This window comes from Actinomadura sp. NPDC048394 (assembly GCF_040651755.1).
GTDB classification, from domain to species: domain Bacteria; phylum Actinomycetota; class Actinomycetes; order Streptosporangiales; family Streptosporangiaceae; genus Spirillospora; species Spirillospora montaniterrae.
In genome coordinates, this window is record NZ_JBEZJL010000007.1 from 70,757 (window position 1) to 87,251 (window position 16,495).

Below are 16,495 nucleotides of genomic sequence, written 5' to 3' on the forward strand. Positions count from 1 at the left end.
CCAGCAGCTCATTCATGTCTTGGACATCTGACGCCGCGGGCGCGACGATCAACGTGTCCCGCACAGCGCGGGGGTTACCGGAAGAGGAGCGGCACGATGAACCGTGACGAGCGTGGGCGCAGGGCGTACGAGGGCCTGATGGGCGTGCCGGCCGAGCAGGCCTTCGGCGACGTGCGCCGCATTTCTCCGCAGATGTACGAGACCGTGCTCGACGGGGCGTTCGGTGGCCCGCTGGCGCGCGCGGAACTGTCCCGCCGGGACCGGGAGATCGCGAGCGCGGCGATCGTGGCGGCCCTCGGCGGCGCCGACCGGCGCCTGGCCAGCCACGTGCGCGGCGCGCTCCACCAGGGCGTCGAGCCCCACGAACTGCTCGCGCTCGCGGAGCACCTCGCCGTCTACGCGGGCTTCCCGCGCGCGCTCAACGCATTGGACGTCGTCAATGAGGTGCTGAAGGAGGCGGACGTCCCGGACCAGCCGGCCTTGCACCGCGTCCAGCTGGCCGACCACGAGACCGTGGTCGCGCAGAAGGGCGACCACGGGCCCGCGGTGATCCTTTCGCACTCCCTCGGCGTGGACTGGCGGATGTGGGAGCCGATCATGGATCGCCTTTCGCAGGGCCGCCGCGTCTTCGCCTACGACTTCCGCGGCCACGGCGCGGCGGCCGGCGCGCCCCGCCCGTTCTCCATGGACGACCTCGCCCGCGACATGGGCGGCGTCCTCGACGCGTTCGGCGTGGAGCGGGCGCACGTGGTCGGGCTGTCCATGGGCGGCGGCATCGCGCAGACGTTCGCGGTGCGCTCGCCCGAGCGCGTCGAGTCGCTGGCGCTCCTCGCCACCACCGACCACGCGTTCGGCGCCTTCGAGGGACGGGCGCGCTCCGGCGAGGTCGACGGCATGGAGGCGCAGATCGTCCCGACCCTGACGCGCTGGTTCACCGCCCCCGCGCTCGCGACGAACGGGTGGGGCGTGCAGTACGCGCGCGAGCTCATCCGGCGCTTCGACCCCGCCGACTGGGCCGCCGCCTGGCGCGCCTTCAAGGACGTCGACGTCCAGGGCAAGCTCGCCTCGCTCGACGCGCCGACCCTGGTCCTGGTGGGGGAGGAGGACTACTCGACCACGCCGGAGATCATGTCGGGCGTCGCCGAGCGCATCCCGGGCTCCACGTACGAGGTGCTGCCGGGGACGCCGCACATGCAGACGCTCGAGCAGCCCGGCCTGGTCGCCGACGCCCTCGACCGCTTCCTTCCGGCCGACCGCTAGAGCGCGCGCGTGGAGCCGTCCCCTGGGGGGCGGCTCCACGCGTTCTCGCCCGTGCGGGTGAGGCGAATGGCCCCCGCGGGGGAGGCGGCGGCTGGGCGCTCGCCGGGAGGCTCGCCACCATGAACACGGGTTGGACGCACCGGTGAGCGGCACCGCGGCACCGGTCGAGACGGACCAGGTCGGTGCCAGATGGTCGACGCTGCGCGTGGCGGGCGGCTACGGCGCCGCCCTGTCGCTGTCGCTGTATCTCCTGGTCAAGGTCGTATGGGTGGTCGCGGCGCTGCTCGGGCACACGCCGTCGTCCTTCAGCGACGGCGACTGGATCCTGCTGAACGCGGTCACCGTCGCCATGGCGGTCGTCGGCGTCGTCCTGGGGCTGCTCCTCGCGCAACCCCGGGGACGCCGCGTCCCGGCGGCGCCGGTGGTCTTCTTCGCCTGGATGGCGGCCGGGTTCCTCATCCCGATGATCCCCTACATGGTCGCCAGCGCATTCCTGGGCGGGGACTCGGGAGGCGGCTCCGGCAACTCGGGCGGCTCGGGCGGCGGGGACGCGATGCCGCCGTGGGAGGTGGTCTTCATCACCATCGGCTTCGCGGGCATGGCCGTGGGGCTCGCCATCGCGCTCCCCGTCTACCTGCGCGAGAGATGGCCGGCCGCGTTCCTCGGACGGGTCGGCGACCGCCCGCCCGCGCGCCTCGGCCGGACCCACCTGGGGGTGCTGTACCTCCTGGTCACAGCACTGGTCGTCCTCTGGACGTACTGGACCGCGGGCGGCACGCTCGGTCTCGCCCCCGCGCACCGCGACGTCATGAACGTCAACGGGCGACTGCTCATCGGCAACTCCGCCCTCTGGGCGGCCATGGGCGCCGCTGCGATCCGCGTCGTCGCTACAGGACGACCAAGGATGCCCTTGTGGATCCCGATGGCCGTCGCCTTCACTTCTTCGGGATCGTTGTTCGCATGGGCGGCGTGGAAGCTCCCTTGGGCGCTGATCAGGCCCGGCGGTTACGAGGCGCCCGAGTACCCGGCCGTCTCCGTCGTCCAGTACGGGCTGAGCATCGCCGCCGGAATCGTCATGCTCGCCGCACTCCTCAAAGCCGTCCGGTCACGCGACAGCGAACTCCGATGACCCGCGACCCGACGAAACGCCGCCCAAGGCCCGCCCCACCAGGTCCGCGCCGCACAAACCACCACCGCCCTCACCACCGGCTCTCGGCGTCGGGCGTCAGCGCCGGGCTTCGGCGGCCGGTCTTAGCGTCCGGCTTCGATGATGGGTGTCAGGAGCAGGTCGAGGCGGTCGCTGGTGCGGTCCGGTCGCAGCCGGTGGCCGTGCGCGAGGGTGGCGAGGCCGTGCAGCGCCCCCCAGGTCACCTCCGCGAGCGTCTCCACGTCCCGCTCGCCCGCGAGCGGCTCCAGCGCGGACACGAACTCCCCGAACGCGTCCCGGAGCTGCTCGGGCGACTCGCCGGTGCCGAACGTCACGTCGATCTGCTGGACGAACATCGCGTCGTACAGGGCCGGCCGCTCCCGGGCGAAGTCCAGGTAGGCGCCGGCGACCGCGCGCAGGACCTCCTCGGGCGCGGGCCTCGCCGTCCGCGCCTCCCGCAGGAGGCCCGCCAGCTCGCCGAACCCGTCCACTGCCACCGCCGCGACGATCGCGTCCTTGCCCTTGAAATGGCTGTAGAGGACGGGCTGGCTGTACTCGACGGCCTCGGCCAGCCGCCGGGTGGTGACCGACTCCCAGCCCTCGGCTTCGGCCATCTCCCGGGCGGCTCTGACGATCAGCCGGTGACGTTCTGCTCGCTCGCGCTCTCGGCGTTCTTGTACAGACATCCAGTGAATTCTAGCGTTGCTAGTGTATCGAGCAAGGCTATTGCTAGCCGAAATCGATGCTAGCAGTGCTAGGAAGTGGCTGTCACCGGACGCGTCCTCGCGGCTTGAGCGGGACGTCCGGAAGGGGCGGCGCCGGGATCGGCGGCCCGTCGTAACCGTGCACGACGCCGAACCCATCACCGGACGTCCAGTCCTCCCGCGCCCGGCGGATCTCCTCGCCCGACCGCGCGACGAAGTTCCACCACATGACGAGCTTCTCCGCGAACGGCTCGCCGCCCAGCAGCACCAGCCCGCTCGCCCCGTCGGCGCGCAGCCGCAGCTCGCGGCGGCCGCACCCGAGGTACACCATCGAGCCCGGCTCGGCCCGCACCCCGTCCACCTCCGTGACACCCGACATCGTGAGCGCCGCGTACTCGAAGTCCGGCTCGACGGGCAGCCGGACGTCCGCCCCGTCCGCCAGGGCGATGTCCGCGCCGACGATCGGGGTGAACACCGTGCCGGGCGAGGCGGCCCCGTCGAACTCGCCGAGGATCACCGTCCCGCTGAACCCGGGGCCGGTCACCACCGGCAGGTCGCCGTGGTGCTCGAACGCCGGGTCGGTGCGGCGGTGCGCGTCCGGCAGCGCCACCCACAGCTGCGCCCCGTGCAGGACGCGCGGATGATCGCGCGGCGACTCCTCCGAGTGGGCGATGGCCCGCCCCGCCGTCATCAGCCCCAGCTCGCGCGACCGGACGGTCTGCAGGCTCCCGAGGCTGTCGCGGTGCAGCACCTCGCCGTCGTGCAGCCAGCTCACCGTCTGCAGCCCGATGTGCGGATGCGGCGGCACCTGCATGCCGGGCTGATCGGCGATGTCGTCGGGGCCGTAGTGGTCGACGAAGCACCAGGCGCCCACCATCCGGCGGCCCAGGCTCGGCAGCAGCCGCCGGACGAACGTGCTCTCGCCCAGAGGCACACGGCGCGGCGGCAGCACCTCGTGCACCGGCCCACCCGGGACGTCCTCCCGGCCCCCGCACGCGACGGCGCTGGGCCGCACATCAAGATTGCTCACGGCACCGACTCCCTCCTGAGGAACACCGTATGCAACGCCGCCGCCACGGCCCCGCCCGGGACCGCCGGTGTGCACGCCGCATCGCTCCGCGCGCCGCTCCCGGGGCGCGGAATCGGAAGTGGTGCGCGGGGGTTTGAACGAACGTGATGCACGGTGAGTACAAGGTCCCCGGCGGCAAGCTCGTGGTCGCCGACGTCGACGTCGTGGACGGCCTGCTGCGCCGCCCCAGGATCAGCGGCGACTTCTTCATGGAGCCCGACGAGGCGCTCGAGGCCATCAACGCCGCCCTGGACGGGCTGCCCGCGGGGCTGGAGGCCAGGGAGATCGGCGCCCGCGTCCAGGCGGGGCTGCCGGCCGGGACCGTGATGCTGGGCATCACCGCCGAGGCCGTCGGCATCGCGGTGCGGCGGGCCATCGCCCACGCGTCGGACTGGCGCGACCACGAGTGGCGGCTGATCCACGAGCCGCCGCAGGAGCCCGCGCTGCACATGGCGCTCGACCAGGTGCTCGCGGAGGAGGTCGGCGCGGGACGCCGGCCGCCGACGCTGCGGGTGTGGGAATGGGCGTCGCCGGCCGTGGTCATCGGCAGCTTCCAGTCGCTGCGCAACGAGGTCGACGCCGAGGAGGCCCGGCGGTACGGCGTCGAGGTCGTGCGGCGCATCAGCGGCGGCGGCGCGATGTTCGTCGAGCCCGGCAACACGATCACCTACTCGCTGTACGCGCCGGGCTCGCTCGTCGCGGGCATGTCGTTCGCGGAGAGCTACGCGTTCCTCGACGACTGGGTGCTGGGCGCCCTCGGCGAGCTCGGGATCCGCGCCTGGTACCAGCCGCTCAACGACATCACCTCCGACGAAGGGAAGATCGCGGGTGCGGCGCAGAAGCGCCTCGCCGGCGGCGCCGTGCTGCACCACGTGACGATGTCCTACGACATCGACGCGGCGAAGATGCTGCGCGTGCTGCGGATCGGCCGGGAGAAGATCTCCGACAAGGGCATCGCGAGCGCGGCCAAGCGCGTCGACCCGCTCCGCCGGCAGACCGGCCTGCCCCGCGAAGAGATCATCGACCGGATGATCGCGCACTTCCGGAGCCGGTACGGCCTGGTCGCGGACGGGCTGACCGAGGACGAACTCCGCCTCGCCGACAAGTACGCCGCCGACAAGTTCACCGCGCCGGAGTGGACCGCCCGCGTCCCCTGACGGCGCCGCCGCTCGGCCCGGAGTTCGGCTCGGCACTCGGCTTGGTATTCGGCTCGGTGCTGGGCGCCGAGGTGGAGAGGTCACGGCTGCGCCACCTCCCGCCGCGTGCCGGTCTCGGCTGACAGGCGGACGGCGTCGAGGAGCCGGTGCACGCGCAGGCCCGCGTCGAAGCCGGGGACGCTCCGGCCGCCCGTCCGGATGTCGTCGGCGAAGCGGGCGTAGAACTGCGCGACGTTGAGGACCTCGACGCCGCGCGCCGGCTCGGGGACCCACAGGTACTCGTCCGGGATGCGCAGCTCTTCGCGGGGCGATCCGTGGCCGCGGGCGCCGCGGAGCGCCAGGGCGCCGATCTGGACGCCGGCCGCCGCGCCCGGGCCGGGGGAGACGAGGGCGAGGTCGCCGTCCGTGCCCGCGATCTCGATCTGGGTCCGGGCGGCGGTGACCTTGGCGTCGTGGACGTGCACGACGGCGGTGGCGCCGCCGGCGAGGACGGCGGCGACGGCGATCTGGTCGGGGCTCGTGACCTTCACCGTCTCGTCCGTGCCGGCCACCGTGTACGCGGTGCGCTGCACGGCCAGTTCCGCCGACAGGGCCGTGACGTCCCCCGCGAGGTGTTCCAGGACGTCGAGGGTGTGGCCGGCGCCGACCTCGAGCGTCCCGGCTCCGTTGGACGGGTCGAGCGTGTAGGCGGCGAAGCCGGGGATCTCGCCGGTGCCGCCCTTGCCGCGCGCCGCGTACACGTTCACCGAGGTCACCCGGCCCACGTATCCGTCGGCGACGAGGTCTCGCGCGTATCGGACGGCCGGGGAGAAGCGCGCCTGCAGGCCCACGGCGTGCCGGACGCCGGCGTCGCGCGCGAGGCGCAGCAGCCCCTCGGCCTCCGCGGTGGTGAGCGCCAGGGGCCATTCGCAGTAGACGTGCTTGCCCGCGCCGAGCGCCGCGCGGATGAGCGCGTCGTGGGCCGGCACCTTGACGGTGATCACCACCAGGTCGACCTCGGGATGCGCGGCGAGTTCGGCGGCGTCGGTGAAGGCGTGCGGGACGCCGAACCGGTCGGCCGCCGCGCGGGCGCTGGCGGCCCGGCTGGTGCCGACGGCTGTGATCTCGTAGCCGGGCAGGGCGCGGAGCGCCGGGATGTGCGCCCGCGCGGCCCAGCCCCGGTCGGGATTCGCTCCGACGACGCCCACCCGGATCCTGCCGTCCGCCATGCCGCCCCCTCCGTCAACCGGACGTGTCTCGTCCGCTTCCGAGGAGGGTAGCGCAATCGGACGCGGCTCGTCCACTTAAACGGAGAGTCGGCGTCCGATTGGCGGGGCGGGCGTTCGGGCGGGGTGCGCGGAACTCCGCGGCCGTGTCGTGCGTCCACCTCACATGCAGGTCGCCGTGCCGTGCGCCTGCCCGTAGGTTGTCGGCATCGGTTGACGACGAGGAGCGTTATGTCCATGCAGAAGGGCGCCAACACCGCGGTGCCGGTCGCCGCGGTGCGCGTCGAGGTCGGTTGGCAGGGCGGCCCGGGGGTGCCGGACGCCGACGCGTCGGCGCTGCTGCTGACCGAGTCCGGCCGGGTGCGCTCGGACGACGACTTCGTCTTCTACAACCAGCCGGCGCACGCGTCCGGCGCGGTGCGGCACGAGGGCAAGCAGCAGGGGCCCGTCATCGTGGACGCCCTCTCGGCGGACCTGGACCGGGTCGAGCCGGGCGTGGACAGGATCGTGATCGCGGCGTCCGCGGACGGCGGGACGTTCGGCCAGTTCCAGGGGCTGTACGTGCGGGTCGCCGACGCTTCGGGCGGTACCGAGATCGCGCGGTTCGACAGCCAGGGCGCGACGAGCGAGACCGCGTTCGTGCTCGGCGAGCTGTACCGGCGCCAGGGCGGGTGGAAGTTCCGCGCGGTCGGGCAGGGATACGACACCGGGCTCGCGGGCCTGGCCACCGACTTCGGCATCTCCGTCGACGACCCGGGCCAGGGGGCGGCCCCGCAGGCCCCGCCGCCTCCGCAGGCGCCCGCTCCCGCGCAGCCTCAGCCGCAGGCGCCGCCGCCTCCGCAGGCCCCGCCGGAGCAGTACGCGCCGCCCGGCGGCCAGTACATGCCGCCTCCGCCCGGCCAGTACGCGCCGCCCCCTTCGGGGCCGGGCCAGTACACTCCGCCGCCAGGGCCGGGCCAGTACGCGCCCCCTCCCGGGCCGGGCCAGTACGCGCCCCCTCCCGGCGAATACGCGCCGCCACCGCCGCCCGGCGGCCAGTACATGCCGCCTCCCCCTCCGGGGCAGTACGCTCCTCCGCCCGCGCCCGGATACGGACAGCCGCAGGGGCCGCCTCCGCAGGGACCGCCTCCCCAGGCGGCGCCTCCGCAGGCCCCCGCGCCGGAGGGCGGGAAGATATCCCTGACCAAGAGCAAGCCGACGGTGTCGCTCACCAAGCACGGCGCGACCTCCGGCCACATGCGCGTCAACCTCAACTGGACCGCGCGCGAGGGCGTCGCCAAGGGACGGCTCGGCAAGCGGCGCCGCGGCGTCGACCTTGACCTCGACCTGTGCTGCCTCTGGGAGCTGCAGAGCGGCCGCCGTGGCATCATCCACGCGCTCGGCGACATGGGCGCGCTGGACCGGCCGCCGTTCATCAAGCTCGACGCCGACGACCGCACCGGCGCGATCGAGAGCGGTGAGAACCTCACCATCAACCTGGACCACACCGCCGACTTCAAGCGGATCCTGGTCTTCGCCGAGATCTACGACGGCGCGGACGACTTCCGCGGCCTGGACGCGATCGCCACCCTGTTCCCGGTGAACGCGCCGCCGATCGAGATGCGCATGGACGACTGCATGGACGGCTCCCGCGACGCCGTGCTCGCGCTCATCGAGAACGTGGGCGGGGAGCTGGTCGTCCGCCGCGAGGGCCGGTTCGTGCTGCCGCCGCCGGGCCGTCCCCGCTGGGGGAAGATGTCGGTCGACGAGGCGTACGGCTGGAACCTGGAATGGGTGGCCGCCCGCGGCAAGGACTGAGCACGGGTACGGCAGGGGGCGCGCGAAGGCCTGTGGCGTGCGCCCCCTGCCGTGGGACGGCCGGTGACACTGGCGAACGCGCGTCCGGGGTCGTCAGGCCTTGACGGCGTCGGCGAGCTTCTTGTCGCGGGCCACCCGCACCAGCGCGGCGCTCAGCCGCGCGAGGTCCTTTTCGGGGACCTTGGAGGCGAGCTTGCCGGCGTCGGTGGGCAGACCCACCCGCTCCGCGCCCTTCTTGACCTGCGAGTCGACGTAGGGGCGCAGCCACGGCCACATCGCCTGGGCCTCTCGGCAGAAGATGTCCACGCCCGTTGGCCCGATGCCGGGGAACTCCTGGAGCAGCTCGGCGGCCTTGTGCGGATCGCGTCCCGCCTCTATGGCTAGCTTGCGCAGGTCGCCCTTGTACTTGTCCTGGACTATCTCCGCCATGTCCCCGAGCCGCGTCGCGGTGCTCTCGTCATAGCGGACGTAGTGGCCGCGCCCCAGCGCGTCCACCCGTTCCTGCCAGGTCAGCTTGGCCATACCGCGGGGCGTACCGCCGCCCGCCTCGAACAGTTCCCGTGCGGCCGCCAGCGCGATGTCCGACGAGATCCGGGCGCTCAGCAGGTTCGCCATGACAAGCAGTTTGAAGAGCGCGGCGGGCTGGTCCTTCAACGGAATCCCCGCCTCCTCGGCGAACGTCTCCCCGGACTCGCGCAGCAGCTTCCTGACGACAGCGTCCATGGCTTGCACCTCCCGTAACGCGACGCGTACCCGGGCTGAGGGGGATGACTCATGCGCCCGCGCGGGAGCGCCGTCACAGAAGGCTGAGCTGTCCCTCCCCGGCGAGCGGGTCGCGGTGCTTCTTCAGGTGCCGCCACCGGGGCAGATCGTCGAGGTAGGACCAGGAGAGCCGGTGATGCGGGGTCGGCCCGGACTCCTCCAGGGCCCGCTGGTGGACGGGCGACGGGTATCCGGCGCTGTCGGCGAACCCGTAGCCCGGGTGCTCGTCCTCCAGGTCCGCCATCAGGCCGTCCCTGTGGACCTTCGCCAGGACCGACGCCGCCGCGACCGTCACCGACCGCTGGTCCGCCTTGATCTCGCAGCGAACCCGCCACGGGCGGCGCAGGAAGTCGTGCTTGCCGTCCAGGATCACCACGTCCGGCGTATGCGGCAGCGCCTCCAGCGCGCGGACGGCGGCGCGGCGCAGCGCCTCGGTCATGCCGACCTCGTCGATCTCCTCAGGGGCGGACGCGCCGATCGCGTGCCCGGCCAGCCAGCCCGGCAGGACGTCGGCGAACGCGGCGCGGTGCGCGGCCGTGAGCAGCTTGGAGTCGGTCAGCGCGACGGTCCGGTCGCCGCGCCCGCGCAGCACCGGCGGCGCGCTGAGGTCGGTCATCGCCGCGCACACCACGACCGGGCCCGCCCAGGCGCCGCGGCCGACCTCGTCCACGCCCGCGATCCGGACCGGCCCGCCGCCGAGCGCGTCCCGCAGCTCCCGCTCGATCTCGTATCCGGCGGTACGGGGCACGCCCCCGGGCGCCGGGGAAGCGGGATCGAGGCCGGGCAGCGCGTCGGCCGCGCCGGTGGAAGGGGCGTCCTCAGGGACGTGTTCGGTGGTCACAGCCAGCCATTGTGGCGGGCCGTGCCCACCGCCTCGATGCGATTGCGCGCACCCGTCTTGCCGATCGCCGAGGACAGGTAGTTGCGGACGGTGCTCTCCGACAGGTGCAGGCGCCCGGCGATGTCGGCGATGGTCGCGCCGTCGGACGCGGCCGACAGCACGTCCCGCTCCCGCTCGGTCAGCGGGTTCGGGCCCACCGACAGCGCCGCGGTCGCCAGGGCCGGGTCGACGACCTGCTCCCCGGCCAGGACGCGGCGGAGCGCCGCGACGAGGTCCTCGATCGGGCCGTCCTTCACGAGGAAGCCGCTCGCGCCCGCCTCCATCGCCCGGCGCAGGTAGCCGGGACGGCCGAACGTGGTGACGATGAGGACCTTGCAGCCGGGCAGGTCGCGGCGCAGGTCGGCCGCGACGTCCAGGCCGCTGCGGCCCGGCATCTCGATGTCGAGCACCGCCACGTCCGGACGCGTCCGCAGGGCCTCCTCGAGCACCCGCGCACCGTCACCGACCTGGGCGACGACCTCCAGGTCCTCTTCGAGGCCCAGCAGCAGCGCGAGCGCGCCGCGCATCATGCCCTGGTCCTCGGCGAGCAGAACTTTGATCACGGGCTTCCTCCCGGCCCCATTGTCCACCGGCGCCACGGAGGCCGCCGTCCGGCTCCGGACCGCGGCCCCGCCGTCCGGCTCCGGACCGCCGCCGCGGCCGTGCGCCGCCTTGCCGTCCGCTGGGCGGCGCCCATCAGATCGGCACGGTCGCCGTCAGCAGGAACCCGCCGCCGGGCGCCGGCCCGGTCTCGAGGGTGCCGCCGGCGGCCTCCATCCGTTCCGCGAGGCCCCGCAGGCCGTGCCCGCCCGGGCCGAGCGAAAGGCGGAGGGCGTCCGCGCGGAGCCGATCGCCGTTCCCGCCGGCTTCGTCCGCCTGCATGGTGTCGACCGCTTCCGCTGTGTGCCGGCCAGGGCCGGTCCCGTCGTCGATGATCTGCACGGTCGCGCTGCCGCCGTCATTGCGGATCGTGATGGTGCAGTGCCGGGCGCCGCTGTGCCGGATCACGTTCGTGACGCCCTCTCGCACCGCCCAGCCGAGCAGCGCGTCCGGTTCCGGCGGCAGCGGCGGCCCGGCCCGCCGGACGGCCGCGTCCACGCCGGAGTCCGCCAGCGCGGTGACCGCCGCGTCGAGCTCGTCGCCGAGGCCGCGCCCGCGGTACCCGGAGACCGCCTGCCGCACCTCGCCGAGGGCCTGGCGCCCGACGTTCTCGATGTCGGCGGCCTGCTCGGCGGCCACGGCGGGATCGCGCTCGGCGACCAGCCGGACGGCCTGCGCCTTCACGACCATGAGCGACAGCGTGTGGCCGAGCAGGTCGTGCAGGTCCCGGGAGAAGCGGAGCCGTTCCTGCTCGACGGCCGCCTTCGCGAGTTCCTCCCGCGCCTCGCGGAGCATCCGGATAACGGTGAACAGGCGCAGCAGTACCGCCGTCACCAGGGCCGCGGTCACCACGCCGTACCAGCTGCCGAGAATCGTCTGGCCGTCCTCCCCGGCGGCCGCCGAGACGATGATGCACAACGCCGAGACCCCTCCGATCCCGACGAGCATCGGCAGTTCCGGGCCCTTCGTCTGGCGGGGCATGTGCCCCACCACGACGCCGGTGGCCAGCCCTAGCAGCGGCCATAGCGTGAACCACCGGTGCCCGAAGGCGGCGGTGGAGGCGGACGCCACGCCCGCCTCCACGATCAGCAGCCCCACCGGCACCTTGATGGGCACCCGCCCGTCGAAGGCCGTGCGAGCGACGGCGATGTGCACGACCGTGAACGCGAGCAGCGCGGGGACCGCCGCCCACACCGGCTGGGACCGGCCCTCGACGACGTCGCGCAGCGGCCACAGCAGGATGACCAGCCAGAAGACGAACGCGCCGCCCTCGGGGCCATTGCGGTCCAGCTTGTCCAGGTCAAGGTCGGGCGTCCGCCGGGGCGGGGCGTCCTTCCACAACTTCACCCGCTGCTCTCCTCGTTCACGCGGAAACGGTACGCGGGAGGCGGCGCTCACGCCGAACGCGCCGAGCGCCGGTAGCCGTACACGGCGATGACGGCGAACAGCGCCGCCCATCCCGCGAGCACCAGTACCCCGGTCAGGGACGGGGCGTCGCCGTCCGTCACGCGCCAGGAGAGCTCCCCGTAGCGGTTGATCGGCGTGGCGGTGGCGAGGCGCTCCAGCCAGCCCGGGAACTTCGAGATGGGAACCCACAGCCCGCCGAGCAGGGACAGCCCCATGTAGCAGACGAGGCCCGCCATCTGCGCCTGGTGGCCGGTGAGCAGGTAGCCGAGGCCGATGGCGAGGACGGCGATGGGCGCGATGCCAACCCAGAGCAGCACCAGTACCCCGGCCCATTGACCGGCGCCGAGCGACACCCCGTTAACCAGGGCACCCGCCAGGCACACCGACAGGATCGGCGGGAGCGTGACGACCATCGCGCACAAGGCCCGTCCAACGACGACCTCCAGCGGCCGTAGCGGGAGGAGGCGTAGTTGCCGTATCCAGCCGATCGGCTTGTCCTCGGCTATGGACACCCCGCTGCCCATGACCGCGCCGATCGCGCCGAACCCGGCCATGCCCACCATCGAGTACACCGAGCCGCCGTTCCCGGGCTCACCGGTGAGGTCCAGCGAGGTGAACACCAGGTACATGGTCAGGGGCGAGATCAGGCTCATCACCAGGTAACCCGGATCGCGCAGGAGCCGCACCATCTCCAGCCGGACGTAGTGCACGATCACCGTGCTCCTCCTTCGGCGCTCGCGGCGCGGCCATGGGGCAGGGTGAGGCGGCCATGGGTCAGGGTGAGGAACGCCTCCACCAGCCGGGCGCCCGTCACCTCAAGGTTCCGGACGCAGCCCGCGTCGGCGAGCGCCAGGACGGTCGCGTCGGAGTCGGTGGTGTGCAGCCTGGCCCGGCCGCCGCTGATCTCGCTGCTGACGACGCCCGGCAGCACGTCCAGGGACGGCGCTCGGCCCGCCAGGTCGAAGCTGACCGTGCGGCCCGGCACGCGCCGCTTGATGCTCTCGCTCGTGCCGTCGGCGACGACCCGTCCGCGGTCCAGGACGACGATGCGGTCCGCGTGGTCGTCGGCCTCCTCCACGTAGTGCGTGGAGAACAGCACCGTGCCGCCCTTTTCCGCGTACCCGCGGACCACGGCCCACAGTTCCCGGCGTGCCTCGATGTCGAGTCCCGTGGTGGGCTCGTCAAGGACGATCAGATCGGGCGCACCCGCCATGGCGATCGCGAACCTGACCCGCTGGGCCTGCCCGCCCGACAACCGATCGGCCTTCCGCCCGGCCAATTCCGCGATCCGCGCCGCCTCCATCAGCTCGGTAAGAGCGGGCACGGTGCGGGTGTGTCCGATTGCCTTGGCCTTCCTGGCATAGGCGAGCCGGACGAAACCGAGCAGTTCGCGTACGGTCACCCCGCCGATCAGCCTGCCGCTCTGCGGCATCGCCCCGACACGGCCCGCCCGCACGGCCTGCTCAGGGGTCGTCCCCAGGAGCGCGACCGTGCCGGAGTCCGGTTGCAGCAGGCCGAGCAGCATGCCGATGGCGGTCGACTTGCCGGCTCCGTTCGGCCCGAGGAGCGCTACGGACGTCCCCCGGTCGAGCCGTAGGTCGAGCCCGTCCACCGCCCGCACCGCCCCGTAGCTCTTGGTGACGCCGGCGAACTCGACCGCGCTCGCCGTCTCCGTCGTCTGGACTGTCATGCCGGTGACGCTACGGATCGCGCCATGGCCGGTTGCAGAGCCGAACCTCTGGTTCTTCGCAGGACAAATGTCCTGGTCTCCCGGCGGCGCGAACAGGACTCCCGACCGGGCGGCGTTCCCCGGAGTCAATGAACGCGGCGCGGGGAGTCCCGTTCGGGCCTGTCCTGCGCTTTACTCGCTTATTGATGGCTTTGTTTGGCAGGTCCCGCTCCCGCCCGGCGAAGGACGCCGCGGCACGGGATCTCTTCGAGCGCCTGCGCTGGCGCTACTTCCAGATCCCGGCGGGGCTGCGCTTCCTCGGCGGGGTGCTGCTGGTCGCCCTGGTGCTGTCGGCGGTGGTCGTCGTGGACGGGCCGGTCCTCGGCACGGCGGCGTTCGCGGTCATCCTGCTCATCGTCGTCCACCTGACGCTCCGCTCGCCCACCGGGATGGCGGTCGTCGCGGTCGTCGCGTCATGGCTGGCGCTGTCGGTGCCGCTGGGCCGGCTCTACCCGGACGGCGGGCACCCGCCCTACCTGAGCCCGGAACTGCTGCTCGCGCTGCTGGCCCTGCCGGTGGCGTTCATGGCGTTCCGCCTGCGCGGGTACGCGCCCTGGCGGACGGCGCTGCTGGCGCTCGCCGCGGCGGGCGTGGCGACCGCCGCGCTCGCGCACCCGCTTCCGCAGGCGAGCGTGCTGCCGGGATGGGCCGCCGCCTTCGCGGTGCTCGCCTACCGCTGGGACCAGGCGCGGCGCGCGGTGCCGGCCGAGGCGTACGAGACCGGCTGGGTCCAGGAACAGGCCACCCCGAAGGGGGACGGAACGGTGGGATCTCGGCGGAACCCCTCCGGCGCGGAGAAGCGCGACCGCCCGGACCGGCGCGATACCGGAGGGTCCGCCCGGCCCTCATCCGGCGCGTCGCGCGACGACGCGTCCGGGCCGTCCTCTGGAGCGGCGGCGGCCGCGCAGGCGGCTCACCGGCCGCGTGGGGCCGCTCAGGCGGCCGAAGCCGCCGGCGTCGCGGACCCGGCGGCGTCCGGTGACGCCTCCGGGGCGAACGAACCCGGCATCTCGGTCGCGGAGGCGCTCGCCGAGCTCGAGGCCATGATCGGGCTGGAACCCGTCAAGCGGCAGGTGCGCTCCATCGCCGCGTCCATCGAGGCCGCCCACATGCGCGCCGCCGCGGGCGTCCCGACGGAGAAGCCCATGCGGCACTTCGTGTTCGTCGGGCCGCCCGGCACCGGCAAGACCACCGTCGCGCGCGTGCTCGCGAAGATCTTCTATGCGTTCGGGCTGCTGCCCAAGCAGACGGTGGTGGAGGCCCATCGCGCCGACCTCGTCGGGGAGTTCCTGGGCGCCACCGCCATCAAGACCAACCGGCTCATCGACTCCGCCCTGGGCGGGCTGCTCTTCATCGACGAGGCGTACGCGCTCGTCAACTCCGCCGAGGGCCAGCCCGACCGGTTCGGCGACGAGGCCGTGCAGGCACTCCTCAAGCGCGCCGAGGACGACCGCGACAACCTGGTGATAATCCTCGCCGGATACGACGCGCAGATGGAGGAGTTCCTCGGCTCCAACCCCGGCCTCGCCTCCCGCTTCGGCACCCGCGTGCGCTTCCCGTCGTACCGGCCCGCCGAGCTGCTCCGGATCGCCGAGTACCACACGGGCCTGCGCGAGGACCGGCTCTCGGCCGGCGCCCGCAGCCGGCTGTCCGCCCGCTTCGAGGAGGTCGAGCGCCGCGGCATCGTCGACGAGCTGGGCAACGGACGGTTCGTCCGCACGCTCACCGAGGCGGCGGCGCGCGCGCGGGACGTACGCGTCGTCGACGCCGTCGCCTCCTCCGGCGATCCGGCCGCGCCCACCGCGGACGACCTCGTCACCCTGCTGGAAGAGGACGTCGAGACGGCCTTCGCGGAGGTGACCGAGCGGTACCGGGGCTACGCCGAGACGCCGACGCTGGACGAGGCGCTCGGCTCGCTGGACGCGATGATCGGGCTGGAGCCGGTGAAGCGGCAGGTCCGCGAGATCGCCGCGCAGCTGCAGGTGGCGCGGATGCGCCGCGAGCAGGGGCTCGTCACCCGGCCGCCGACGCGGCACTTCGTGTTCACCGGCCCGCCGGGCACGGGCAAGACGACGGTCGCGCGGGTCCTCGGCCGGATCTTCGCGGCGTTCGGGCTGCTCGCGCGGCCGGAGGTGGTCGAGGCGCAGCGCGCCGACCTCGTGGGCGAGCATCTCGGCGCGACCGCGCTGAAGACGAACAAGGTGGTCGACTCGGCGCTCGGCGGAGTGCTGTTCATCGACGAGGCGTACGCGCTGACCAACCCCGGCTACTCGGGAGGCGACGCGTTCGGCGCCGAGGCCGTGCAGGTCCTGCTGAAGCGCGCCGAGGACGACAGGGACCGCCTCGTGGTCGTCCTCGCCGGATACGAGGCCGACATGGAGCGCTTCCTGGCGTCCAACCCGGGGCTCGCGTCGCGGTTCGACGTCCGCGTGGGATTCCCCTCCTACGGTCCCGACGAGTTGCTGCGCATAGCCCAGCTGATAGCCGAGCAGGGCGGCGACCAGTGGGAGGAGCGCGCGCTCGACGACCTCGCGCTGGTCTTCCAGCGCGTCTGCGGGACGGGCCGCATCGACGAGCTCGGCAACGGCCGCTTCGCCCGTTCCCTGTACGAGAAGGCGTGCGCGTGCCGGGCGCTGCGGGCGGCCGGGCTCGGATCCGCCGCGACCGCCGACGACCTGACCGTGCTGACGGCCGACGACGTGCGCGACGCCTTCGCGGAGCTCACCCACCGCCTGGCCTGAGCCCCGGCCCGGGACGAATCCGTCGGTGGCCCGGTGT

14 protein-coding genes are annotated in these 16,495 nt (G+C 73.4%); 5 read left to right on the plus strand and 9 right to left on the minus strand.

The genetic code is table 11. The features are described 5' to 3' along the window. Positions 1–96 precede the first annotated feature (96 nt). Both AB0C78_RS06360 and AB0C78_RS06365 read left to right on the plus strand, forming a co-directional pair. A complete protein-coding gene (locus AB0C78_RS06360) occupies positions 97–1,260 on the plus strand; it encodes an alpha/beta fold hydrolase (protein WP_360742538.1) in 1,164 nt (387 codons plus the stop codon). 142 nt (positions 1,261–1,402) lie between these two features. Beyond that, entirely contained in the window at positions 1,403–2,389 is a 987-nt protein-coding gene (locus tag AB0C78_RS06365) for a hypothetical protein (protein ID WP_360742541.1), read from the plus strand. Positions 2,390–2,511: 122 nt separating this feature from the next. Here AB0C78_RS06365 and AB0C78_RS06370 read toward each other — a convergent pair whose 3' ends face one another. Next, complete coding sequence (locus AB0C78_RS06370; RefSeq protein ID WP_360742544.1) at positions 2,512–3,093, minus strand: TetR/AcrR family transcriptional regulator; 582 nt, start codon at positions 3,091–3,093, stop codon at positions 2,512–2,514. A gap of 82 nt (positions 3,094–3,175) precedes the next feature. Continuing rightward, on the minus strand, positions 3,176–4,141 hold the full coding sequence (locus AB0C78_RS06375) for a pirin family protein (protein ID WP_360742547.1): 966 nt from the start codon (positions 4,139–4,141) through the stop codon (positions 3,176–3,178). A gap of 146 nt (positions 4,142–4,287) precedes the next feature. Here AB0C78_RS06375 and AB0C78_RS06380 point away from each other — a divergent pair, with 146 nt between their 5' ends. Beyond that, complete coding sequence (locus AB0C78_RS06380) at positions 4,288–5,337, plus strand: biotin/lipoate A/B protein ligase family protein (protein WP_360742550.1); 1,050 nt, start codon at positions 4,288–4,290, stop codon at positions 5,335–5,337. A gap of 80 nt (positions 5,338–5,417) precedes the next feature. Here the strand turns inward: AB0C78_RS06380 and AB0C78_RS06385 are convergent, their stop codons facing one another. Next, complete coding sequence (locus AB0C78_RS06385; RefSeq protein ID WP_360742553.1) at positions 5,418–6,545, minus strand: Gfo/Idh/MocA family oxidoreductase; 1,128 nt, start codon at positions 6,543–6,545, stop codon at positions 5,418–5,420. A gap of 228 nt (positions 6,546–6,773) precedes the next feature. Here AB0C78_RS06385 and AB0C78_RS06390 point away from each other — a divergent pair, with 228 nt between their 5' ends. Beyond that, positions 6,774–8,339: a TerD family protein gene (locus AB0C78_RS06390; RefSeq protein ID WP_360742556.1), complete on the plus strand. Its 1,566-nt coding sequence runs from the start codon at positions 6,774–6,776 to the stop codon at positions 8,337–8,339. A gap of 93 nt (positions 8,340–8,432) precedes the next feature. On the opposite strand, the gene AB0C78_RS06395 is transcribed toward AB0C78_RS06390, so the two are convergent. The 6 genes from AB0C78_RS06395 to AB0C78_RS06420 form a co-directional block, all read right to left on the minus strand. Continuing rightward, a complete protein-coding gene (locus AB0C78_RS06395; protein ID WP_360742559.1) occupies positions 8,433–9,062 on the minus strand; it encodes an endonuclease in 630 nt (209 codons plus the stop codon). Between the two features lie 73 nt (positions 9,063–9,135). Then, complete coding sequence (locus AB0C78_RS06400; RefSeq protein WP_360742842.1) at positions 9,136–9,849, minus strand: ribonuclease HII; 714 nt, start codon at positions 9,847–9,849, stop codon at positions 9,136–9,138. Between the two features lie 89 nt (positions 9,850–9,938). After that, complete coding sequence (locus AB0C78_RS06405) at positions 9,939–10,544, minus strand: response regulator transcription factor (protein ID WP_151541036.1); 606 nt, start codon at positions 10,542–10,544, stop codon at positions 9,939–9,941. Between the two features lie 133 nt (positions 10,545–10,677). Further along, entirely contained in the window at positions 10,678–11,928 is a 1,251-nt protein-coding gene (locus tag AB0C78_RS06410) for a sensor histidine kinase (RefSeq protein WP_360742563.1), read from the minus strand. Positions 11,929–11,975: 47 nt separating this feature from the next. Continuing rightward, entirely contained in the window at positions 11,976–12,704 is a 729-nt protein-coding gene (locus AB0C78_RS06415) for an ABC transporter permease (protein ID WP_360742566.1), read from the minus strand. Next, on the minus strand, positions 12,701–13,678 hold the full coding sequence (locus AB0C78_RS06420; RefSeq protein WP_360742569.1) for an ABC transporter ATP-binding protein: 978 nt from the start codon (positions 13,676–13,678) through the stop codon (positions 12,701–12,703). The genes AB0C78_RS06415 and AB0C78_RS06420 overlap by 4 nt, the downstream gene beginning before the upstream one ends. A 185-nt stretch (positions 13,679–13,863) precedes the next feature. Here AB0C78_RS06420 and AB0C78_RS06425 point away from each other — a divergent pair, with 185 nt between their 5' ends. Beyond that, positions 13,864–16,458 (plus strand): AAA family ATPase, encoded by a 2,595-nt coding sequence (locus AB0C78_RS06425; RefSeq protein ID WP_360742572.1) that lies wholly within the window; start codon positions 13,864–13,866, stop codon positions 16,456–16,458. The last annotated feature ends 37 nt before the right edge of the window (positions 16,459–16,495 follow it).